Origin of the sequence: Streptomyces anulatus, assembly GCF_000721175.1 — a bacterium.
GTDB classification, from domain to species: domain Bacteria; phylum Actinomycetota; class Actinomycetes; order Streptomycetales; family Streptomycetaceae; genus Streptomyces; species Streptomyces anulatus_C.
Genome location: NZ_JOEZ01000003.1, coordinates 255324 through 277725, shown reverse-complemented (window position 1 = coordinate 277725; position 22402 = coordinate 255324). Strand labels below are relative to the sequence as shown.

20 protein-coding genes are annotated in these 22402 nt (G+C 72.2%); 8 read left to right on the top strand and 12 right to left on the bottom strand.

Annotated features, from left to right (window positions below; genetic code table 11):
* Window positions 1-45: 45 nt before the first annotated feature.
* A complete protein-coding gene (locus tag IG90_RS0104280; RefSeq protein WP_030577747.1) occupies window positions 46-1029 on the bottom strand; it encodes a GDP-L-fucose synthase family protein in 984 nt (327 codons plus the stop codon).
* 116 nt (window positions 1030-1145) lie between these two features.
* Here IG90_RS0104280 and gmd point away from each other — a divergent pair, with 116 nt between their 5' ends.
* Genes gmd through IG90_RS0104255 form a run of 5 tightly spaced genes read left to right on the top strand, consistent with a single transcriptional unit; the run spans window position 1146 to window position 6897 of the window.
* Window positions 1146-2159: a GDP-mannose 4,6-dehydratase gene (gene gmd / locus IG90_RS0104275; RefSeq protein WP_030577745.1), complete on the top strand. Its 1014-nt coding sequence runs from the start codon at window positions 1146-1148 to the stop codon at window positions 2157-2159.
* Window positions 2156-3061 carry a DNRLRE domain-containing protein gene (locus IG90_RS0104270; protein WP_030577743.1) on the top strand — a complete coding sequence of 302 codons (906 nt, stop codon included), beginning with the start codon at window positions 2156-2158 and terminating at the stop codon, window positions 3059-3061. Before gmd ends, IG90_RS0104270 begins: the two co-directional genes overlap by 4 nt.
* On the top strand, window positions 3058-5319 hold the full coding sequence (locus IG90_RS0104265; protein ID WP_030577737.1) for a LamG-like jellyroll fold domain-containing protein: 2262 nt from the start codon (window positions 3058-3060) through the stop codon (window positions 5317-5319). Before IG90_RS0104270 ends, IG90_RS0104265 begins: the two co-directional genes overlap by 4 nt.
* 4 nt (window positions 5320-5323) lie before the next feature.
* Window positions 5324-6064 carry an Rv1352/Rv1906c domain-containing protein gene (locus tag IG90_RS0104260; RefSeq protein ID WP_030577722.1) on the top strand — a complete coding sequence of 247 codons (741 nt, stop codon included), beginning with the start codon at window positions 5324-5326 and terminating at the stop codon, window positions 6062-6064.
* On the top strand, window positions 6061-6897 hold the full coding sequence (locus tag IG90_RS0104255; protein ID WP_030577711.1) for a glycosyltransferase family 2 protein: 837 nt from the start codon (window positions 6061-6063) through the stop codon (window positions 6895-6897). The genes IG90_RS0104260 and IG90_RS0104255 overlap by 4 nt, the downstream gene beginning before the upstream one ends.
* Before the next feature lie 11 nt (window positions 6898-6908).
* Here IG90_RS0104255 and IG90_RS0104250 read toward each other — a convergent pair whose 3' ends face one another.
* Window positions 6909-8072: a glycosyltransferase gene (locus IG90_RS0104250; RefSeq protein WP_030577699.1), complete on the bottom strand. Its 1164-nt coding sequence runs from the start codon at window positions 8070-8072 to the stop codon at window positions 6909-6911.
* Window positions 8073-8180: 108 nt separating this feature from the next.
* Between IG90_RS0104250 and IG90_RS0104245 the strand changes: the two genes are divergently transcribed.
* The gene (locus IG90_RS0104245) at window positions 8181-9710 is read left to right on the top strand and encodes a hypothetical protein (RefSeq protein WP_030577696.1); all 1530 of its coding nucleotides are present in this window, start codon (window positions 8181-8183) and stop codon (window positions 9708-9710) included.
* On the opposite strand, the gene IG90_RS0104240 is transcribed toward IG90_RS0104245, so the two are convergent.
* Genes IG90_RS0104240 through IG90_RS0104230 form a run of 3 tightly spaced genes read right to left on the bottom strand, consistent with a single transcriptional unit; the run spans window position 9679 to window position 13882 of the window.
* On the bottom strand, window positions 9679-10923 hold the full coding sequence (locus IG90_RS0104240; RefSeq protein WP_030577695.1) for an MATE family efflux transporter: 1245 nt from the start codon (window positions 10921-10923) through the stop codon (window positions 9679-9681). The genes IG90_RS0104245 and IG90_RS0104240 overlap by 32 nt on opposite strands.
* The gene (locus tag IG90_RS0104235; protein WP_030577693.1) at window positions 10920-12623 is read right to left on the bottom strand and encodes a hypothetical protein; all 1704 of its coding nucleotides are present in this window, start codon (window positions 12621-12623) and stop codon (window positions 10920-10922) included. The genes IG90_RS0104240 and IG90_RS0104235 overlap by 4 nt, the downstream gene beginning before the upstream one ends.
* Window positions 12620-13882 (bottom strand): glycosyltransferase, encoded by a 1263-nt coding sequence (locus IG90_RS0104230; protein WP_030577690.1) that lies wholly within the window; start codon window positions 13880-13882, stop codon window positions 12620-12622. Before IG90_RS0104230 ends, IG90_RS0104235 begins: the two co-directional genes overlap by 4 nt.
* 149 nt (window positions 13883-14031) lie before the next feature.
* Between IG90_RS0104230 and IG90_RS0104225 the strand changes: the two genes are divergently transcribed.
* Entirely contained in the window at window positions 14032-14481 is a 450-nt protein-coding gene (locus IG90_RS0104225) for an FAD synthase family protein (protein ID WP_030577687.1), read from the top strand.
* Here the strand turns inward: IG90_RS0104225 and IG90_RS0104220 are convergent.
* Entirely contained in the window at window positions 14450-15193 is a 744-nt protein-coding gene (locus IG90_RS0104220) for a CDP-alcohol phosphatidyltransferase family protein (RefSeq protein WP_030577684.1), read from the bottom strand. The two genes, IG90_RS0104225 and IG90_RS0104220, sit on opposite strands and share 32 nt — an antisense overlap.
* A gap of 162 nt (window positions 15194-15355) precedes the next feature.
* Here IG90_RS0104220 and IG90_RS0104215 point away from each other — a divergent pair, with 162 nt between their 5' ends.
* Window positions 15356-15724, top strand: coding sequence for a nuclear transport factor 2 family protein (locus IG90_RS0104215; protein WP_030577681.1), 369 nt, complete (start codon window positions 15356-15358; stop codon window positions 15722-15724).
* Window positions 15725-15742: 18 nt separating this feature from the next.
* Here IG90_RS0104215 and mnhG read toward each other — a convergent pair whose 3' ends face one another.
* The 6 genes from mnhG to IG90_RS0104185 are packed head-to-tail and all read right to left on the bottom strand — an operon-like array spanning window position 15743 to window position 22214.
* Window positions 15743-16096, bottom strand: a complete 354-nt coding sequence (mnhG, locus tag IG90_RS0104210; RefSeq protein WP_030577678.1) for a monovalent cation/H(+) antiporter subunit G — start codon at window positions 16094-16096, stop codon at window positions 15743-15745.
* Complete coding sequence (locus IG90_RS0104205) at window positions 16093-16425, bottom strand: MrpF/PhaF family protein (RefSeq protein ID WP_030577676.1); 333 nt, start codon at window positions 16423-16425, stop codon at window positions 16093-16095. Before IG90_RS0104205 ends, mnhG begins: the two co-directional genes overlap by 4 nt.
* Window positions 16422-17051: a Na+/H+ antiporter subunit E gene (locus tag IG90_RS0104200; RefSeq protein ID WP_030577674.1), complete on the bottom strand. Its 630-nt coding sequence runs from the start codon at window positions 17049-17051 to the stop codon at window positions 16422-16424. The genes IG90_RS0104205 and IG90_RS0104200 overlap by 4 nt, the downstream gene beginning before the upstream one ends.
* Window positions 17048-18700: a Na+/H+ antiporter subunit D gene (locus IG90_RS0104195; protein WP_030577672.1), complete on the bottom strand. Its 1653-nt coding sequence runs from the start codon at window positions 18698-18700 to the stop codon at window positions 17048-17050. The genes IG90_RS0104200 and IG90_RS0104195 overlap by 4 nt, the downstream gene beginning before the upstream one ends.
* On the bottom strand, window positions 18697-19314 hold the full coding sequence (locus IG90_RS0104190) for a Na(+)/H(+) antiporter subunit C (RefSeq protein ID WP_030577669.1): 618 nt from the start codon (window positions 19312-19314) through the stop codon (window positions 18697-18699). The genes IG90_RS0104195 and IG90_RS0104190 overlap by 4 nt, the downstream gene beginning before the upstream one ends.
* Window positions 19311-22214, bottom strand: coding sequence for a Na+/H+ antiporter subunit A (locus IG90_RS0104185; protein ID WP_030577665.1), 2904 nt, complete (start codon window positions 22212-22214; stop codon window positions 19311-19313). Before IG90_RS0104185 ends, IG90_RS0104190 begins: the two co-directional genes overlap by 4 nt.
* Between the last annotated feature and the right edge of the window lie 188 nt (window positions 22215-22402).

The window sequence follows — 22402 nt, the reverse complement described above, 5'->3', positions numbered from 1 at the left end:
CCACCGGTGTACCGCCGCGGGACACCGTCCGACGGCGGCCAACGGTCAGTTTCCGTTCGGGAGTTGGCCGAGCCACCAGGCGTAGGTGCGGGCGATGCCGTCACGCAGCGGGATCCGCGGCGTGAAGCCCAGGGAGGAGAGGCGGGTCACGTCGAGCAGCTTGCGGGGCGTCCCGTCGGGCTTCGAGGCGTCCCAGCCGATGCGTCCCGAATAGCCCGTCACCTCTCTTACGATTTCGGCCAGTTCACGGATGGTCAGGTCCTCGCCGCAGCCGATGTTGACGGGTTCGTCACCGTCGTAGGCCTCCAGCAGGCGCACGCAGGCGTCGGCGAGGTCGTCGACATGGAGGAACTCCCGGCGCGGGGCGCCGGATCCCCACAGGGTCACCTCGGGGGCCCCGTCCCGCCGCGCCTCGTGGAAGCGGCGGATCAGCGCGGGCAGGACGTGCGAGGTCTCCAGGTCGAAGTTGTCGCCGGGCCCGTAGAGATTGGTGGGCATGGCGCTGATGTAGGAGGCGCCGTACTGCCGCCGGTAGGACTGGGTCTGGACGACGCCGGCGATCTTGGCGAGCGCGTACGCCTCGTTGGTGGGCTCCAGCTCGCCGGTGAGCAGCGACTCCTCGCGGATCGGCTGGGGCGCGAGGCGGGGGTAGATGCACGACGAGCCGAGGAAGAGCAGCCGCTCGGTCCCGGCCGCGTGCGTGCCGGCGATCACGCTGAGCTGGATGCGCAGGTTGTCCTCCAGGAACTGCACCGGGTACGTGCTGTTGGCCATGATCCCGCCGACCTTGGCGGCGGCCAGTACCACGGCGTCCGGGCGGACCTCCTTCAGATACGTCTCGGTCCGCGCGGCGTCGCGCAGATCGAGGAGGTCACGGCCGCGGGTGAGCACCTCGTGGCCGTCGTCGGCGAGGCGGCGGGCCACCGCCGAGCCGACCAGGCCGCGGTGTCCCGCGACGAATATGCGGGAGCCGGGCCGCAGTAGGGAGCGGGCGGATTCCTGTGGCGGGAGAGGGAGTTCGGTCGTCATGGCTCGGATTGTGCCAGCAGAAAGGGACTGCGGTGACACTTTGCCGCAGACCGCTTCAATTCCGATATGTCGGTGAACGTCGCCACCGGGGCGATCACAGCAGAGAAGGGGGAATCGTGGCGAAGACCGCGCTCATCACCGGAGTGACCGGCCAGGACGGTTCTTATCTGGCCGAGTTGTTGCTCGACAAGGGGTACACGGTGCACGGGCTCATACGGCGTTCGTCGAGCTTCAACACCGAGCGGATCGACCACATCTACCAGGGACCCGAGGAGCCCGAGCGCTCCTTCGTCCTGCATCACGCGGACCTGTCCGACGGTGTGGCACTGGTGAACCTGCTGCGCGACATCCAGCCCGACGAGGTCTACAACCTGGGCGCGCAGTCGCATGTGCGGGTGTCCTTCGACGCCCCGCTGTACACCGGTGACGTCACGGGGCTCGGCACCATCCGGCTCCTGGAGGCGGTCCGGGCCAGCGGCATCCAGACCCGGATCTACCAGGCCTCGTCCTCCGAGATGTTCGGCGCCAGCCCGCCCCCGCAGAACGAGCAGACCCCGTTCCACCCGCGCAGCCCCTACAGCGTGGCGAAGGTCTACGCCTACTGGGCGACGGTCAACTACCGCGAGGCGTACGGCATGTTCGCGGTGAACGGGATCCTCTTCAACCACGAGTCACCGCGCCGGGGCGAGACCTTCGTGACCCGGAAGATCACCCGGGGCGTCGCCCGGATCAAGGCCGGGCTCCAGGACCGGCTGCACCTGGGCAATCTGGACGCGGTCCGGGACTGGGGGTATGCGCCGGAGTACGTGGACGCCATGTGGCGGATGCTCCAGTGCGACGCCCCCGACGACTACGTGGTCGCCACCGGCGAGGGTGTCAGCGTCCGGCAGTTCCTGGAGTGCGCCTTCGAGCACGCGGGCCTGGACTGGCGTGAGCACGTGCGCTACGACCCGAAGTACGAACGCCCCAGCGAGGTCGACGCGTTGATCGGCGACGCCTCGAAGGCCGAGGAGCTGCTGGGCTGGAAGCCCGAGGTGAAGTCGCGGGAGCTGGCCCGGATCATGGTCGACGCCGACATCCGGCAGCTGGCCGACCAGCTGACCGGGGCCGCCGTCCGGGTGGACAGATGAAGGGGCCGGGCCGTCGCGGGCGCATCGCGACCGTCGCGGCCCTCGCGCCGGCCGCCGGGGTGCTCGCCCCGGTGGCCGCCGCGCCCCCGGCGACCGCACTCACCGAGCCCGTCGGCTTCACCGCCGACCGCCAGCCCGCCCACCAGACCATCGGGATCGTGTGGTCGCTGACGGAGGCGAACGGGGCCGTCCACGCGGGCGGCACGTTCTCCTCCGTCCGCCCGGCGGGCACCCCGGCGGGCGGCGGCTCCACGCCCGCCGTCAACTCCGCCGTGTTCGACGCCGAGACCGGGGCGCCGGCCGGCACCCGGAGCAGCGGCACCGCGACCGTGCCGGCGCCGGCCGTCTCCCCGGACGAGTCCACGCTGTACGTGGGCGGCTACTTCAACGCGGTGAACGGGACGAGCGCCGACGGGCTGGTCACCGTCGACACCGCCACCCGCACCTGGCGGGCCGGGTTCTCGCCGAACCCCTCCGCGACGGTGCGCGCGCTCGACGTGGCGTCGAACGGCACGGTGCACACGGGCGGCGACTTCCGGTCGGTGAACGGACAGGTCCTCGAAGCGGCCCGCATCCGGTTCCGTACGTCGTCGGATCCGACGGCGGGCTCCACCGACAGCCACAGCGTGGTGCCGGTCACCGGCGCCTGGACCGATTCGACGGTCACCTACAGCTCCCGGCCGGCGCTCGCCGTGTCCGTGCTCGGGACGATCACCGGCGCGACCGCCGTCTCCACCGACCACTCGGTGGAGCTCTCCGCGCCGGCACCGGGCGGGGCCCTGCGCTCCTCCTACTCACTCGCCCTGACCAGCAGCGGGACGGACAGTCTGCGCGTCTGGTCGGGCGAGGCAGGACCCGCGGCCTCCCGGCCGCAGCTCGTTCTCACCTTCGGAGCTGAATGATGAACGGAAGTACGGGGCAGAGAACCGGAGGGCGCGGCCGTGTGCGGGCCGTCTCCGCCGCTCTCGGCCTGCTGGCCGGAGCCCTGACCGCGACCGCGGCCGGGCCCTCTCCGGCGGCTGCGCTGACACCACCGGTCGCCATCACCGCGGACGACCTCACCACCTGGCAGACCAACGGCATCGTCTGGTCGATGGCCGCCGACGACGGCGTCGTCTACGCGGGCGGCACCTTCTCCACCCTGCGGCCCCCCACCGCCGCTCCCGGAACCGGCGAACAGCCCGCGGTGAACTTCGCCGCGTTCGACGCGGCGACCGGGGTTCCCACCGACTGCTCGCTGTCCTTCACCATCTCCTCGGGCACCGCGACCGTACGGGCCCTGGCCCTGTCCCCGGACGGCGAAACCCTCTACGCAGGCGGTCAGTTCGGGGCGGTGAACGGGGTCGGGGTCAGCAACATCGCGGCGATCGACACCGCGACCTGCACCCCTCGGGACGACTTCAAGATCTCCGTGACGGCAACCGTGCGGGCGCTCGCCGTCACCGCCGACACGGTCTATCTGGGCGGGGACTTCAACAGCGTCGGCGGGCAGACCAGGAACAAGTTCGCCGCCGTCACCACCGCCGGGGCGTCACTGCTGCCCTTCACGGCCAACGCCGACGAGGTGGCCCGGGCCGTCGAGCTGACCCCGGACGGGCAGAACGTGCTGCTCGGCGGGGACTTCTTCCGCATCAACGGCACCACCACGCACGCCCTGGCCGTGGTCGACGCGACCACCGGACAACTCACGAAGTCCTACCCGGGGTTCATCCACAACAACTCCACGGTCCAGGACATCACCACCGACGCCACCGGCTTCTACACCGCCAACGAGGGTACCGGCGGCGGGGTGTTCGACGGACGCATCGCCATGGACCTGAGCGACTTCCAGCAGCGCTGGCGGGACACCTGCCTCGGCGCCACCCAGGCCGTGGCGGTCCATTCCGGGGTGCTCTACAGCGGCAGCCACGCCCACGACTGCTCCAGCATGGGGGCCTTCCCGGACCAGCCGCGCAAGCACCTGCTGGCCCAGGCGGTCGACGACCCGAAGCTGCTGCCCTGGTTCCCGGACACCAACGACGGCATCGGCGAGCCGGTCGGACCACGGGTGATGACCCAGGCGAGCAGCGGCGACCGCCACTACCTTTGGGTCGGCGGCGAGTTCACCACCGTCAACAGCAAGCCGCAACAGGGGCTGACCCGGTTCGCGGACGGCCCGGACACGGGCGCGCCCTGGGTGCCCAACGTCAGCCTGTCCACACTGACCCCCGGGCAGATCGACGTGAACTGGCAGACCAGCTTCGACACCGACGACGGGGAGCTGACCTACCGGATCTACAAGGACGGCTCGAACACGCCGATCCACACGGCGACCGGACACTCCGTCTTCTGGGACCGGCCGCAGCTGACCTGGACGGACACCGACGTCGCGCCGGGCGAGACGCACTCCTACCGGATGACCGCGAGCGACGGCACCAACACCAGCACCAGGTCCCCGGCCCGGTCCGCGACCGTGGCGAGCACGACGGAGGCGTACCCGGCGCGGGTCAGGGCCGACGGGGCGACGCTCTACTGGCGCTACGACGAGGGCACGTCGACGTTCGCGCACGACAGCAGCGGCGAACTGAACAACGGCTTCCTGCGCAACGCCCCGGCCTACCGGCAGACCCCGGCGGCGGTCGCCGGGCCCTCCACGGCGATCGGCTTCAACGGGAGCAACGAGTACGCGTACAGCAACCGGCAGCACCCCGCGCCGCCCCGGTTCTCGGTGGAGACCTGGATCAAGACCACCACCACCAGGGGTGGGAAGATCATCGGCTTCGGGAATCTGACGCAGCAGAACAGCACCCGTCACGACAAGCACGTCTACATGCGCAACGACGGGCGCCTCACCTTCGGCGTCCAGAGCGGCGGCATGCGCACCGTCACCACCTCGGGTGCGTACAACGACGGCCAGTGGCACCACGTCGTCGCCACCCAGGGCCCCTGGGGCCAGGGCATGGCGCTCTACGTCGACGGGCAGTTGCGCACGTCGAACACCCTGGTCACCGGCAACGACAACCGTCCGGGGTACTGGCGGATCGGCGGGGACAACCTCGCCAACTGGCCGAGCCGTCCGACGAGCAACTTCTTCGCCGGGCAGATCGACGAGACCGCTGTCTACCCGACCGCGTTGACCGCCTCGCAGGTCAGCGCGCACTACGCCCTGAGGAATGGCTGATCCGATGAGGAATCCGTTCCTGGCCGGCGCCGCCGTCGTCATGACGCTGGCGGCGCTGGCCGCCTGCGGCTCGTCCGCGGACGGGAACGGCCCGGAGGCCGCGGGCGCCCAGCGCCCCGCGGCCTCCGGGCCCGCCGTCCCCGGCCCGACCGCCGGCACGCCCACGACACCCGACCCGCACTCCGCGGGGAAGCCGGAGGAGCCGGCGGCCGCCGGCCCGACCGCTCCCGACGCCACGGCGAAGGGACCGAAGACCGCGCCCGACGAGATCACCCCGGCCACCGGGACGTTCACGAAGAAGCAGAAGGAGTATCTGGAGGACCGGGTGCCGAAGGGCATGGACCCGGCCGCCGTGCTCCAGACCGGCCAGGAGACCTGCGCCAAGCTCCGCTATCTGGTCAAGGCCGACCGGGACACCGCCGTCGGCGCCATCGCGACGGACGAGATCCCGGACGCGGCGGCCGCGGTCGCCGGACTCTGCCCCCGGCACCAGGACCTGGTGGACGAGGCGGCGTACGCCTACCCGGACGGCACCCACACAGGCAAGGAGCTCCGGCCCGGCGTCTACCGCTCCGCCTCCCCCACCACGGGCTGCTCCTGGCAGATCACCGGTGCCGGGGGCGAGGAGCTGTCCTCGGGCCGGTCCGGCACCGGCACGTCCCGGAAGATCACGATCCCCGAGTCCGCCCGCACGTTCACCTCCACAGGCTGCTACGCCTGGCTGCCCGAAGGAGCCGACGGATGACCACAGGAAAGCCGCTCCCCATAGCGGTGGCGATCCCCACCAAGAACGAGGGTCTGAACATCGCGGAGGCGGTGAGATCGGTGCTCGGCCACTTCGAGGCGGTCGTGGTGGTGGACTCCCACAGCACCGACGACACCGTCAAGATCGCCGAGGAGTGCGGGGCCGAGGTCGTCACGTATACCTGGGACGGCGGCCACCCGCGCAAGAAGCAGTGGTGCCTGGAGAACGTCCGCACCGATCTGGACTGGATCCTGCTCCTGGACGGCGACGAGCGGCTCAGCCCCGGGCTGCTGGCCGAGCTGCGGGAGACCTTCAGGGACCCGGCGGCCGCGAAGCCTGCCGCATACGACATTCCGCTCGGCTACTGGTTCTCGGGGAAGCGGCTGCGGCACGGATACACCATCCGCAAGCGGTCGTTGACCGACCGGACCCGCTCCCACTACCCGGAGGTCGGCGACCTGGACGCCCCGGGCATCGGTGAGGTCGAGGGGCACTACCAGCCGGTCGCGGCGACGGTGGGGACGCTCACCCACCCCATCGAGCACCAGGACCTCGACCCGGTGACCGCCTGGTTCGAGCGGCACAACCGGTACTCGGACTGGGAGGCGTGGCTGGAGCAGCACCCCGAGGTCAAGGAGCAGGTGCGCCAGGTCAAGTCCCGCCAGGGGCAGTTGTTCCACAAGGCGCCGTTCAAGCCGGTGGTGTCCTTCGCGTACATGTACCTCTACCGGCGGGGCTTCCTGGACGGCCGGGCGGGCTTCGACTTCGCGCTGGCGATGAGTTTCTACCGCTGGCAGATCGCACTCAAGTCGCGCGAGAAGCCGCTGCGTTGACAGTCAGCCGCTCACCCTCGCCTCCGGCGGACCACGTCCTCGTAGGTCCGCCGGAGGGTGGTGGTGACGACCTCGATGGTGAAGCGGTCGTTCACCAGCTCCCAGGCGGCCTTGCCGGCCTGCTCGGCGGCCTCCGGCTCCAGCAGCTCCAGGATCGCGTCGGCGACCTTGCGCGCGTTGGCCGCGTCCTCGCCGACCCGGCTGTCGATCACCCGGCCGGCCCCGGCTCCGGCGACGTCGGGGGCCTGCCCACAGGTGCGGGTGATGACGACGGGGGTGCCTACGGACATCGCCTCCAGGACCGAGACCGGGAACGGCTCCTCGATCGCCGGCAGCACGTACACATCGGCCTCGCGTCCGGCGGCGAGGACCTCGTCGTGCTCCAGCGGGCCCACGTGGTCCAGGGATTCCATGACGCCCAGCTCCCGGGCGAGGGCGAGGGTGCCGGGCAGCGCGCCGGTGTCCGGTCCGGCCAGAACGAAGCGGGCGTCCGGGTGACGGGCGAGGATGTGCGGCATCGCGGCGACGAAGTCCTCGGGCCGCTTGCGCTTCTGGATCCGGGCGAGGTAGAGCACGGTCGGCGGCCGGCCGGGGTCGCGGGCGGGCTTGCGCTCCTGCGGGCGGACGCCGTTGACCAGCCGTACGGTGCGGGTGAGCGGGACGGGGGCGGCGACGGCGTTCACATCGAGCCGCTCCATCTCGGTGAGGTGCAGGACGGCGTCCGCGCCGCGCAGCACCTTGCGCACCCCGAGCACGTCGGTGAGCTGGGCGACCTTCTTCTCGGTCGGGTCGATCATGCCGTGGGTCTGGACGACCAAGGGGGTACGGGTCGCGAGCGCGAGGACGGCGGCGGGCAGGGTCACCAGGTCCCGCATCAGATGGACGTGTACGAGGTCGGCGCCGCGCATCATGCGGCGGGCGGTGCGCAGCAGTGCGGCGGAGGTGATGCCGCTGACCTCGAACATCGGGAGCAGGTGCCGGGCCTGGAAGAGGTGGACCGGAACTCCCTCGACATGGCTGGGCAGTTCGCCGTTCGGGAAGCCGTCGCCGAGGGCCATGATGCGGGCGTCGTCACCGGCGGCCCGCTGGACCTTGGACAGGTTGAGCGCCACCCGGGTCGGACCGCCGAAGGCGTGGTCCGGAGTGTGGAGCGTGACGACGTGCAGGATCTTCACCAGAGTCCCCCTCGACTACGGCCAATTGTTCACAGGGTAGTCATCGGCCCTCCCCAAGTGGGCTGATTCGTTAGAGTGTTCAGCGATTCACTGATCCCGGGGGGGCGCATGGCGTCGGTGCACACATCGGCGCACGGACCGGCCGACGACACGGCCGCGCATCCCAGGGCCCGGGGCGGCCCTTCCGAGCCCCCCGAGCGGCCGATCGCCTGGGCGATGCTGTCGCGGGCCGTGTCGGTGCCGCTCATCCTGGGGCTGGTCTGCTTCCTGCCCGCGGTGATCGCCGCGCAGCCCGGCAGCGGCGTCCGGGACACCGCGTACTGGCTCCAGCTGGTCCTGACCTGCTACGCGGGGGCCCGGCTCTCGACGATGATCCTCTCCACCCGGCGGCGGCTGCTCCAGGGCGTCATCTGGATGTTCGTGTACATCGCGATGGGCGTGGCCCCGTTCGCCCAGGTGGTGATCGGGCAGACGCCGACGCCGATGGTGGGGCCGCGCCAGGACCTGGTCACGGCGATCGCGATGGTCCTGGTGGGGTGTGCCGCCTTCGACCTGGGGGCGCTGCTGGCCTCGCGGCGCCCGCTGCGGAGGCGTACGCCCTCCGCGCGGTACACCGTCGGGCCCGCCGTGGCGCATCCGCCGCGGCTGCGGCTGCTGGCGCTGGTGGCGTTCGCGGCGAGTGCGTTCTACGTGATGAAGCTGGGCGGGCCCGCGGTCTTCTTCTCCAGCCGGCAGGAGATCAGCGAGACCGTGGCGGCGAGCGGGGTCGTCTCGGAGGGGTCCCATGTGGGTTCCGCGTTCCTGAAGGGCTTCGGCCAGGTCCCGGCGCTGCTGGCGCTGCTCTTCTACACCCGCCGTCTGGCGACCTCCTACCGGGCCCGCCGCACCCCGTCGACGGTGCTGGTCTGGGTGGCGCTGGCGGCGCTGAACCTGGTGGTGAACAACCCCGTCTCCAACGCTCGTTACTGGTTCCTGACGGTGCTGATGGCGTTCGTGTTCACCGCGCTCCCCAGCAGTGCGGCGGTCTACCGCACGGTACTGGCGACGGGGGTGGTGGGGGCGCTGGTGGTGTTCCCGTACGCGGACAGGTTCCGCTACGACGACGAAGGACGGCGGCCCGCGCAGTCGGCGTCGGTCTTCGAGCCGCTGGTGACCAAGGACTACGACCAGATGGTGATGTTCGCCAACACCATCTCGTGGGTCGACACCCGGGGCCACACCTACGGCCGTCAGCTGACGGGCTCGGCCCTCTTCTTCGTGCCGCGCGCGGTGTGGAGCGGGAAGCCGGAGGACACCGGGGTCCGGGTCGGGCAGTGGATGGGACTGCGGATGACCAACCTCTCGGCCCCGCTGTGGACCGAGCTCTGGGTCGACTTCGGCGCGACCGGGATGGCCGGCGGCATGGCGCTGATCGGCTATGCGGCGGCCCGTACCGACCGCAGGTACGCGCGGGCCGTCACCCGGGCGGGGCCCGGCCCCGGAAGCGTGCTGGCCATCGCGGCGCCGCTGATCGCCGGATACACCTTCATCCTGCTGCGCGGCCCGCTGCTCCAGGCGGCGGGGAAGCTGGCCATCGCCGCGCTGTGTCTTCTGCTGATCAGCACGTTCAGGGAGCAGAGGGCGAAACGTCGGCGGTGACGGTCTCCTCCGGAGCCGGGGTGCGGCGGCGCAGTCGGGCCACCCTGATCCAGGTCGCGACGGCCTTGCAGAGCGACCCCAGGAACAGCCCCCAGGCGGCGCCCGGGACGCCCCCGGCGACGTAGCCGCCCGCGAGGAACGCCACGGCGGTGAGCGAGAACACGACCTGGATGGAGAGGGTGGTGCGCGGGTCGAGCATGCGCAGGGCGAGCAGCCCGCAGGTGCCGACGGCCATCGCGGCGTACTGGCTGCCCGTCGCCGGGAGCAGGGCTGCGGCGGTGGGCCAGGTGTCGCCGAGCAGTTCGCGCCCTGCGCTGTCGGGCAGCAGGGCCAGCACGGTGGCCCAGAGCGCGGCGGTCGCCGCGAGGACGGCGGCGAGGAGGGCGGTGGCCCGGATCCGGCGGCGCTGGTCGCCGATGCGGCCGAGCAGCGGGGGGCCGAAGGAGGTGGCCGAGGTGTAGAGCACGTTGAGCGGGCCGAAGAGGGTGGTCGCCCCGCGCAGCGCGCCGACGAGGAGTGGGTTGCCGACCGCGCCGAGGCCGAGGACGGACAGCTGACCGGCCGCGTTGCCGACGCCGAACTCGACGGTGAAGCGCTGCCCGAGGTGTCCGCGCCGCAGCATCGGGCGCAGCCGCACCGGGGCCCCCGTCGTGGCCCGGTGGAGGAGGGCGGCGGACAGGAGCAGGGCGGGCAGGGCGGACAGGCCCCAGACGGCGACCAGGCGGGCGGGGGAGGCTCCGTAGTCCTGTACGGAGAGTGCCCCGAGCACACAGGCAAGCCGCAACAGGTCGGAGGTCAGGGCGAGATGGGGCTGCTGGAGGGTGGAGAAGGCGTAGCGCACGGCGTCCTGTCCCAGCACCACGGGGAGCACGAGGCCGAGCATCATCAGGGCGCGGGCGGTGTCGCCGGGGACGAGGACGCAGACGGCGGCGAGCAGCGCGCCGAGGCCGGCCGCGGTGAGCACGGTGAAGGCGACGGCGGACCGGCAGGCGCCCCGGGTCTCCTCCCCCTCGCCGCGCTTGAGGACCAGCGGCTGCCCGGTGTACGCGCCCGAGACGCCGAGGAGCACCGTGAAGACCAGGTAGACCGCGGAGAAGCGGGCGAAGTCGGTGACGGTGGAGAGCCGGGCGGCGGCCACCAGCACCAGGATGTTGGTGAGCGCCGCGACGCCCTGGTCCGCGACCGAGCAGAGGACGGCGGTGCGGGCTCTCACCTGCGGGCGGCCGGGAGGGTGAAGGAGCGCAGTCCGAGGGTCTCGGCCGGATCACCGGTGAGCTCGGGCCCGGCCGCCTCGGCCGCCGGGGCTCCGCCGCCCCCGCCACCGTCACCGCCGGTGGAGCGGCGGCGGGGGGACGTGTTGCGGCGTTCGGCCCGGCGCAGTCTGCCCCGGCCCGGGTGGAGCAGGGCGCCGAGGACGGAGCCGCCGGAGGCGCCGATGATCTCGCGGATGCGTTCCAGGTCGCTGCGGTGCACCTCGCGCGGGTCGCAGACGATCATGACGCCCTCGACCCGGTCGACCAGGGCGACCGCGTCCGCGTAGGAGAGGACGGGCGGGGCGAGGACGATGACGACGCCGCCGGGCCGGTCGGCCTCGGCGACGACGCGGCCGACGGACGGTGAGGTCAGGGCGCGGGGGACGTTGTCGACGGTGGTGCCGGGGATCAGGGCGAAGGCTCCGGAGCCGGGGACGTCGACGTTGGTGCGGCCGCCGGTGGGCCAGCTGCCGTCGCCCTCCTCGGCGGCCCAGCGCGGGGGGCGCACCTCGTGGGCGGCGGAGCCCAGGACGCGGGCGAGGGAAGGGGTGCGCAGGTCGGCCTCGACGAGCAGGACGTCGCGGCCCATCTCGGCGAAGGCGGCGGCCAGGTTGGCGGCAGCGGCGGCGGCTGCCGTGTCGTCGCCGCGCGGGGCGGTTACCAGCAGGCGGCGGCTCTCGGCGAAGGAGGGGTCGTAGGCGAGCCGGAAGGCGACGGCGCGGTACTCCTCGGCCAGCCGGGAGCCGCCGCGGCCGATGGCGAGCAGGCTGCCCGCGGCCGCGCGTTCCCGGGGCAGGGTGCCGAGCAGGGGTGCGCCGAGCGAGTGGACGAGTTCGCGGGTGGAGCGTACGGCGGGGTCGAAGACGAGGCGCACCCAGGAGAGCAGCAGCCCCAGCGCGAGGCCGACGACGCCGCCGAGCCCGAGGAGCAGGGGCAGTCCCGCACCGGTGGGCACGGTGGGGGCGACGGGCTTCTTGTTGAGGTAGCCGGGGGTGGTGTCCAGGGCCTTCAGCTCGGAGATCTTCCGGCTCAGCTCGGAGATGGAGACGATGATGTTGGCGCGGGCGCTGCTGACGTCATCGGCCGCCCCCGCGCCGATCTGCCTCTCCAGCAGGTCGCGCTTCTCCTCCAGCGGGTCGAGCTGGGCACGGTAGCCGTCGGACATGTTCTTGATGCTGTCCTCGGTGCGCGCCTTGCGGTGGGCCAGATAGGCGCCCGCGAGGGCTTCGGCGCGGGCGCGGGCCTGTTCGGGCGTGGCGCCGGTGTAGGAGAAGCGGAGGGTGAGGGTGTTGGGCGGGTTGGTGACCTGGAGCCCGGCGAGGAGCTTGCGGGCGGTGACGTCGTCACCCGCCTTGAGGAGCGTCCCGGCGGCCAGGGTGCCCACGGTGTCGCTGACGGCGGTCTGACGCTCGGAGCCGATGTTGATGCCCTTGTCGGCGGTGGATCCGGCGGCGAAGGGGTCGGAGATCGCGGAGCGGACGAGGACCTCGCCGGTGGCGGTGTAGGTGTCCTCGCCACCGAGGGCGAGGTAGCCGCCGCCGAGCAGGCCGATGACCACGCCGGAGGCCAGCAGGGAGCGGTAGCGCAGGAGTTGGCGGAACTGGTCGCGCAGGAGCGCCGGTTCGTCCTGGTCGTCCGGGGCGCGGTGCTGTGGCGTCATCGGCGCGGGCTCCCTTGTGCGTCCGGCAGGACCTCGGCGAGCAGGTCGTCGAAGCGGGCGAGGCCCGCTTCCCGGCTCAGATGGCGTGCGACGTAGCGCGGGCCCTCGGCCCCGAGGGCGTCGGCCGCTGCCGGGTCCGCCGCCAGTTTCCGCACCGCTTCGAGGAGGGCGGCCGGGTCCTCGGGAGCGACGAGGACCCCGGCCCCCGAGCGGCGGACCTCGTCCGCGGTGCCGCCCTCGTCGGCGACGGAGGCGATCACGGGGCGTCCGGAGGTGAAGTAGGAGGTGAGCTTGGAGGGGACGCTCATGTCGAGGACCGAGGCGCGCTGGGTGACCGCGAGGACGTCGGCCGCGGCAAGGACGTCGGTGAACTCCTCGGCCCCCGTGGGCTCCAGGAAGTCCACGTTGGGCAGCCCGTCGGCGCGGGCGCGCAGAGCGTCGCGCTGGTTGCCGTCGCCCATCAGGACGACGCGGACGTCCGGTGCCGAGCGGGCGGTGTCCACCAGGACTTCGAGGCCCTGCTTGAGGCCCATGTTGCCGGAGTGCAGGAGGACCGGTGTGGATTCGGGCCAGCCGAGCCGGGCCCGGGTCGCGGCCCGGTCGGCGGTGGGGCCCTGCACGTGGGTCCAGTTGGGGACGAGGCGGATGCGGCCGGGATCGACGCCGAGGGCCCTGACGCCGGGGACGAAGCTCTCGTGGATGACGCCGACGAGGGCGGCGCCGCGCAGTGCGTACCTCTCGGCCGTCGCGGCGACGGCGGCGGCCCGGCCGCCGCCCCGGATGCCGCTCTGCGCGGCGGCGGCGCCCATCAGGTCCTGGACGACGGGGAGGTAGGGGACGCGGTGGCGGCGGGCGAGGCGGGCTCCGATGACGCCGCCGGCGAGGCTGGGCATCTGGGAGATCACGGCGTCGGGCCGTCCGGGCGGCGGGGCGAACAGCCCCGTGGCGAGGACGCTCGCCTCGAACGCGGCGCGTTTGAAAGCGGTCTGACGGAGCGGCACATAGTGCCGGCGCCGGTGTACGCCGACGCCGCCGCGTATCTCCACGGTCCGCCAGACACCTCGGTAGTCGTCGTCGAGACGCCAGGCGGGATAGTGCGGCATACCGGTGAGCGCCCGGACGCGGGCGCCCGACGCGGCCCAGTGCTCGGCCAGTTGGGTGGCGTACGGGCCGATGCCCGTGAGCTCCGGGGCGTAGTTGGTCGAAACCACCAGGAGACGGCGGTCTCGCAGCGGACTGGGCCTTGACGTTTCGGACATCGGACGATCGCCTTCCCCCACGACAGCCGCTGTCCCACCGGGGAACAGCCCTTGCCGAGCTTATCCGTTCACGGCTTGCACAAGTGTTCTTCACAGTAAGGTCGTTGGAACATCACCGGATCACGTTCACCGTGGGGGGAGAGATACGGATGGTGCAGCACAGGGTGGGTTACGCACCCGGGGTGTACGACCTGTTCCACGTCGGGCACCTCAACATCCTGCGGCACGCCCGCAGCCAGTGCGACTACCTGGTCGCGGGGGTCGTGTCGGACGAGATGGCCGCCCTCGCCAAGGGGCACACGCCGGTGATCCCGCTTCGCGAACGGCTGGAGATCGTCCGCAGCGTCCGCTTCGTGGACGCCGCGTTCGTGGAGACCGTGCCGGACAAGGTCGAGACCTGGCAGCAGGTCCGGTTCGACGTGATCTTCAAGGGCGACGACTGGCGGGGCACGGAGAAGGGGCGGAAGCTGGAGCGCGACTTCGCCGAAGTGGGCGTGGAGGTCGTCTACTTCCCGTACACCGTGCACACGTCCAGCACCCAGCTGCGCCGGGCGCTGGACGTGCTCGTCAGCCGGCCCGGAGCGCTTTCAGCTCCCTGAACCACTTGGCGAGGAAGGCCGCCAGGAACAGCGTCTGCACCACCGCGAGCACGGCGTACCCGGCGCGGAAGGCCCCGGGTGCGCCGAGCAGCAGGAACACCAGGCAGAACACCCCGTAGTCGGCGGGCAGCAGCACCACGGCCCGCACCCGGGAGACGGGCGCCGCAGGTACCGCCGGTTCCGCCCACGACGGGCCCCGGGCGCTCGCCGCCGCCTTGCCGAGCTGTTCGCGCAGCAGCCCCGCGCAGAACGTCACCACGGCGGCCAGCTGGAAGCCCAGCGGCAGCAACAGCCATGCCGCCGAGGGCAGTTCACCGAAGCGGTAGAAGGAGATCAGGACGGCGGTGTGGACGAGCAGCAGCTTCCCGCAGTCCACGACATGGTCCAGCCACTCCCCGTCGGGCCCGCCCCGGCCGGTGAGACGGGCGAGCTGCCCGTCGGCGGAGTCGAAGGCGAAGCCGACGGCGAGCGCCGCGTAGACGAGGACGGCGAGCGTCCACGACGGCTCGACGAGCGCGACCGAGGTCAGCGCCCCATAGGTGAACAGTGCGCTGGTCAAAGTCACTTGATTGGGTGTCATATTCGCTCGGCAGGCCCCGGCCGCGAGCACGCGCCCGGCGGGCCGGTTCACGTACCGCGAGTAGAGCGAGACACCCTTGGCGCTCTTCTGTGCGCCGCGCAATTCGCGCAGCACTGTGCCCGTGCTTCCCATACGCCCCCCAGCGTCCGGCATTGCCCGCATCATGGCACGCGGACACGGGCTCGGGGCGCGTTTGCGCTCCCTTACCTCCGGAGTAATCGACGCCCCGGGGGCCCTCGCGCCAGGGTGGGGACACCGCCCCGGACCGCCGGGCGCCGGAGGAGAGGACTTACCATGACCGCGTACGACGAGGCCGTTCAGCACTACTTCGCCGCCTGGAACACCACCGGGGCCGAGGAGCGGGCGAAGGCGGTGGCCGCCGCGTTCACCGCCGACGCCCGCTACACCGACCCGCTGGCCGAGGTGCGCGGGCACGAGGGGCTGGCGGCCCTGATCGGCGGCGTGCACGAGCAGTTCCCCGGTTTCCGGTTCACGCCCACCGGCACACCCGACGGGCACCACGATCTGGTCAGGTTCGCCTGGGAGCTGGTCTCCTCGGCGGACGGCTCCGCGCCGGTGGCCGGGTTCGATGTGGTCCGGCTGGCAGAGGACGGCCGGATCAGCTCGGTGAGCGGGTTCCTGGACCGCGTGCCGGAGGCGTGAACGCGCGCCGCCGCACGGTCACTCGCCGTCGGTGAGCTGTTCGTCGAGTTCGTCGAAGAGCAGCTCACCGTGTTCGATCTGGCCGGTGCGGTACGCGGACCGGGCCACCAGGTGCGAGGCCACCGGGCTGGTGAGCATCTGGAAGAAGGCGATGAGGACGAGGGTGGCGAGCTCCATGCCGCCGCGCAGCCGCAGCGCGACCCCGGCCAGCACCAGAATGATGCCGAGGGTCTGCGGCTTGGTCGCCGCGTGACTGCGGGAGAGGACGTCGGGGAGCCGGATCATGCCGATCACCCCGAGCAGACAGATCGCGGCGCCCAGGAGGAGCAGCACGGCGCCGGCCGTGTCGGCGATCTGGAGCCAGAGATTCACCGCGGGCCCTCCTGGGTGTCGTCGGGGTGCGAGGGGCGGGGGGTACGGGGCCGGTCGCGTACGGCGATGAAGCGGGCGATGCCCACAGAGCCGGTGAACCCGAGGAACGCGAGCACCAGCATGATCGAGAAGTAGAACGGGTCCCTGGCGAACGCCGACTTGGCGCCCAGACCGGCGATGATCAGGGCGGCGCAGACGTCCAGCGAGATCGCCCGGTCCAGCATGGAGGGGCCACGCCAGATGCGGGCCAGCAGCAGCCCTCCGGCGACGAGGATCAGCACGACGGCGGTGGTCAGCAGGATCCGGTCGACCTGTTCGGGTGCGGTCATGGTGCGGGCCTCCCGGCGGCGAGCTGGGGCGGTGGCGGGGGTTCGGCGACCCGGGCGATCTCGTCGGGGGTGCCGAAGGCCCGTACGGTCAGTTCCTCCATCCGCCACACCTTGCGCCGGGCGGCTTCGAGCTCCTCGGGCCGGTCGGCGTCCAGGACGTGCAGGAAGACGGTGGCGGTGGCCCGGCGCACCTCGATGATGGAGCCGCCGGGGACGTTGGAGACGGCGACGGCGGTGGCGGCGAGCATCAGGTCGCTGCGGCAGCGCAGGGGGACGCCGATGACGGCGGCACGGTGGGGCAGGCCGAAGAAGATCTGCCGGGTGACCTTCACCCCCGAGGTGTACATGTCGTGGAAGAGATAGCAGGCCAGGCACACGATGCCCCAGAGGTGCAGCCGCAGCCCGAGGTCGACCCGGGGCAGCGGGAAGGCGAGGCAGACGACGGCCGAGACGACCACGCCGGTCAGGACGTTGGCCCAGGTGAGGGTCGACCAGAGCAGGACCCAGATGACGGTGAGCCAGGCGATCAACGGCAGGTCCAGCACCCGTCGGCGGCGGGTGCCGAACTCGCAGCTCAGCGGGGGCAGATCGGCGTTGCGGAACGAGAACCGCAGGATGCGTCTCACCGGCCCAGCACCTCCTGGATGTAGGGGGTCCGCTGGAGGAGTTCGGCGGCCGTGCGGTCGGTGTAGGCGGTGAACGGGCCGGCGAACACCGTGAAGGCGAGGCCGATCGCGATGGTCGCCGCGGTGGCCGCGGTCATCGGGCGGGGCAGCCGGCTGGTGGTGATGACGGCGCGCTCGTGCAGGGTGGCGGCAACCGCCTGGCCCGCCGGGCGGTGCGCCGGTGCGATGCCCTCGTCCCCGGTGCCGCGGATCCGGTCGGGGCCCGCGTCCGGGTCCTCGTCGCTGTCGTCGCCGGACTCCAGGACGGTGCCGGCGGCGGCCTGGCCGGGCGGGGCGGCGCGCCAGAAGGCCAGGTTCCAGACCTTGGCGACGACGTACAGCGTCAGCAGGCTGGTGGCGGCCGAGCCGGCGACCAGGACCCAGGCCCAACCGCCGCCGTCGGCGACACCCGCCCGCATCAGCCCGAGCTTGCCGATGAAGCCGGACAGCGGGGGGATCCCGGCGAGGTTCATCGCGGGGACGAAGAACAGCAGGGCGAGCATCGGCGCGGCCCTGGCCAGACCGCCGAGCCGGGTCAGTTCCGTGGTGCCGCCCCGGCGTTCGATGAGCCCGGCGACGAGGAACAGTGTCGTCTGGACGGTGATGTGGTGGGCGACGTACACGATGGCCCCGCCGTACGCCTCGCGGGTGGCGAGGCCGATCCCGAAGACCATGTAGCCGATGTGGCTGATCAGGGTGAAGGAGAGCAGCCGCTTGAGGTCGGTCTGGGCGACCGCGCCGAGGATGCCGATGACCATCGAGGCCAGCGCGAGGGCCATCAGGAGGTCGCCGATGCGGTTGCCGGGGAAGAGCAGGGTCTCGGTGCGCAGCATGCAGTAGACGCCGACCTTGGTGAGCAGGCCGGCGAAGACGGCGGTCACGGGGGCCGGGGCGGTCGGGTAGGAGTCGGGGAGCCAGGCGGCCAGCGGGAAGACGGCGGCCTTGATCGCGAAGACGGTCAGCAGCATGGCCTGGATCAGGGTCTGTACGCCGATGGGGAGTTCGGTCAGCCGCACCGCGAGCTGGCCGAAGTTCACGGTGCCGGTGGCCGCGTACGTCATGGCGATGGCGGTGAGGAAGAGCATCGAGGAGAACAGCGAGATGATCACGTACGTGGAGCCCGCGCGGATCCGGGGTCCGGTGCCGCCGAGGGTGAGCAGGACGAAGCTGGCGACCAGCATGATCTCGAAGCCGACGAAGAGGTTGACGAGGTCGCCGGCGAGGAAGGTGCAGGAGACCCCGGCGACGAGGATCAGGTACGCGGGGTGGAAGACGGCGAGCGGGGTCTCCTTGTCCCGGTCGGTCATGCCCTGGCCGAGGGAGTAGACGAGCACGCAGAGCGTGACGGCCGAGGAGACCGTCAGCATCAGCCCGGACAGCCGGTCGGCGACCAGGGTGATGCCGAGCGGCGGGGCGAAGTCGCCGAGGTGGACGGAGAGCGGGCCCTGCCGGTCGGCGGCGACCATGAGGGTCGCCGAGAGCGCGGTGACGGCGGTGAGCACGGCGACGCTGATGAAGCGCTGGAAGCGCCCGAGCCTGGTGCCGAAGGCCAGGCTCAGACCGGTGGCGCACAGCGGCAGCAGCACCGGCAGCGGAACGAGCGCGTTCATCCGTCGGCTCCTCGGTCACGGGGGTAGCGGTCGTCCGCCTTGGCGTCGCCGTCACGTGCGTAGTCCTCGGGGTCCGCGCCCAGCACGTCGTTCCACAGGTTGCCGGAGGCGTCGCGGCCCCGGGCCTGGCGGGCGCGGTCGGCGCGGAGCCGGTCGCGGAGCCGGCGGCGCTCCTCCCGGTAGCGTTCGCGCTCCTCGGCGGTGGGGTCGGCTCCCGACCGGAACTGCTCGCGCAACTGGGCGCGTTCACCGAGGACTTCGGCGCGCAGCACGATGCGCCGGTCCTCCAGGTCGTCGTGCACCTCGTCGGTCCCGGTGATCTGGTGGCTGCGGTAGGCCATGGCCAGCAGGAACGCGGTGGTGGCCAGGGTGATGACGATGGCGGTCAGCGCGATGGCCTGCGGCAGCGGGTCGGTGACCCGGCTCAGGGACACCCCGTACAGCAGGGGTGCGGCGCCGGCCCGGCCGGTGGAGGAGAGCACCAGCAGGTTGATGCCGTTGCTGATGATGACGGCGCCGAGCAGAATGCGGGTCAGCGGGCGGGTGAGCATGAGGATGCCGCCGACGGCGCAGAGCACGACGGCGGTCGCGATGAGCGAGGCGCTGACGGTCATCGCAGAGGCCCTCCCACCTCGGGCCCGCCCTCGGGCGTGAGGACGCCCGCCGCCCGTTCGATCTGCCGGTCGACCTTGGCGCCGAGGGCCCGCACGATGTCCAGGACGACGCCGAGGACCAGCAGGTAGACGCCGAAGTCGAAGATGACCGAGGTGCTCACGTGGTACTCGCCGAAGACCGGCAGGTGTCCGTAGTACGTGAACGCGTGCAGGACGGTGCCTTCCGCGAGTCCGAGGAGGGCGACCCCGGTGGAGACGAAGAGGCCGAGGCCGGTGAAGAGTCCGGGTTGCAGGGGGGCCGCCTCGGCGAGTTCGAAGCGGCCCCCCGCCAGGTAGCGGGTGATCAGGGCGACCCCGGCGACGAGTCCGGCGACGAACCCGCCGCCGGGCAGGCTCTCGGCGCAGAACAGCAGATAGACCGAGAGCACCAGGATCGGGTGGAACACCAGCCGGGCCACCACTTCGAAGACGATCGAGCGGTGCTCGGGGGCGAGGGTGGCTCCGGCGGCCAGCCAGCTGCGCTCGGGGGCCGCCTCGTCGCCCTGCGGCAGCCGGGAGGAGTGGTGCGCCGACAGGGACCAGGCGGTGCGGCCCCGCAGCTCATCCTGGGCCATGGAGCCCTCGCTGCGGCGGTGGAGGTAGATGAGGCTGGTGACGCCGACCGCGGCGGCGGCGAGCACGGCGGACTCACCCATCGTGTCCCAGGCGCGCAGGTCGACGAGGATCGTGGCGACGACGTCCTTGAGCCCGTGGTCGGCGACCTCCTGGACCATGGCGGTGCCGGCCGGTTCGGCGGTGCGCGCGGCTGCGGCGACCCACATTCCGACGCCGACGGTGGCGGCGGCCGCGAGGGCCACCGGGACGCGGGTGGCGCGCCGCCAGGTGCTCACGGTCTCCTGGAAGTGGACGGGCATCCGGCGCAGCACCAGCACGAAGACGATCATTGCGACGGTCTCCACGCAGAACTGGGTGAGCGCCAGGTCGGGCGCTCCCTGGACGACGAAGAGCAGCGCGGTGCCGTAGCCGGTCAGGCCGGCCAGGACGACGGCCTTCATGCGCCGCCTCACGGTCAGGCACAGCAGGGCGGCGGCGCAGGTCAGGGCGGCGACCGCGCCCTGGAGCGGGTTGTCCCAGAGCCGGGGGCGCACGGCCCCGTCCCAGGGGGTGTCGACCATGAGGACGGCGAGCTGTCCGCCGAGCATGACGAGCAGGGTGGTGGCCAGGTACACGGAGAGGGAGCCGCGCTGGATGAAGCCGGTGACCTGGAGGGCGAGACGTTCCTGCCCGAGGAGCAGATGGCCGAAGACGCTGTCGGCGGTGGGCCAGGCGATCCGGCGGGAGAGCCGGGTGACGTGTGCGCGGCCGAGGAAGAGCACGACGCCCGCCCCCCAGGCGAGGGCCGACAGGAGCAGGGCGACGCCGAATCCGTGCCAGAGGGAGAGGTGGTACGGGTCCGGGCCGGCCGGGAGCGTGTCGGCGTACGCGCCCTGCAGCCGGTCGGTCCAGCCGACGCCGGGGCCTAGCGCCAGGCCGAGGACAGCGAGCAGGGCGGGCGGCGCGAGGAAGGCCCACCCGACGCGGTGGACGGGGGTGTCGGGGACGCCGCGCTTGCGGGCGAACGCACCCCAGAAGAACCGCAGGGTGTACGCGGTGGTCAGCGCGGAGCCCGCGACGACGACGCCCAGCGCCCACCGTTCGGCGGCGGAGCCGTGCAGCAGCGCCTCGAACGCGGCCTCCTTCGCGGCGAAGCCGAGCAGCGGCGGCAGGGCGGCCATGGAGGCGGCGGCGAGCACGGCGACGCCGGCGACGTACGGCAGGGAGCGGCCGACCCCGGACAGTTCGCGCAGGTCGCGGGTGCCGGCGGCGTGGTCGACGATGCCGGTGACGAGGAAGAGCGGGGCCTTGAAGAGGGCGTGCCCGAGGATCATCGCGGCGGCGGCGAGCGCGGCGTTACGGTTGCCGGTCCCGGCGAGCAGGGTGAGGAAGCCGAGCTGGCTGACGGTCCCGTAGGCGAGGACGAGCTTGAGGTCGTTCAGGCGCAGCGCCCTCCAGCCGCCGAGCAGCATGGTCGCACCGCCGAGGACGAGGACGACGGGTTTCCAGACGGGGACGTCGGCGAAGGCGGGGGCGAGCCGGGCGACCAGGTACACCCCGGCCTTGACCATCGCGGCGGCGTGCAGATAGGCGCTGACGGGGGTCGGCGCGGCCATCGCGTTCGGAAGCCACATGGAGAACGGCCAGATCGCGGACTTCGACAGGGCCCCGCACAGCACGAGGACGACGGCGACGGACACGGCGAGCGTCGTCTCCGGCGGATCGGCGACGATCGCGGAGATCCGGTACGTGCCCGCGGCCTGGCCGATGATCAGGAAGCCGACGAGCATGGCGAGGCCGCCCAGCGTGGTGACGACGAGGGCCTGGAGGGCGGAGCGGCGGCTGTGCCGGTGTTCGCTGCCGTGGCCGATCAGCAGGTAGGAGAAGACCGTGGTCAGCTCCCAGAACACATAGAGCGTGATCAGGTCGTCGGCGAGGACCAGGGCGAGCATCGCGCCCGCGAAGGCGAGCAGGTTCCCGGCGAAGCGGCCCAGTTGCGGGGTGCCGTCGGTGAAGTAGGAGGCGCAGTAGAGCAGGACGAGCGCGCCGACCCCCGCGGCGAGCAGCACCATCAGTTCGGCCAGCGCGTCCAGGCGCAGGGCGAGGGCGACGCCGTAGTCCGGGATCCACTGCCAGGACCAGGTGTCCGCGCCTCCGGAGGCGGCGGTGTTCCAGCGGGTGAGGGCCCAGACGGTCGCGGCCGCCGGGGGCAGCGCGAGCACGACGAAGGCCCGTCGGCCGAGCCGGTGCACCAGCGGTCCGGCGCAGGCCGCCAGCGCGAAGTGGGCGACGACGAGCGCGATCACAGTGGGGTGTCCGGTTCGGGCGACGAGGCATCCGGCATAAAGGGCACTGAATACAGATATATCCCTCTGGGTGATTCACCCGACCGGCGCGCCGCGCACCTCCGGGCCGCTGTGTCCGGGCCCACGGCGGTCGAGCGCTGGGGCGCGGCCTTCTCAGAGCCTGTCGGGTGGCCTTCGATCGGAAAGCG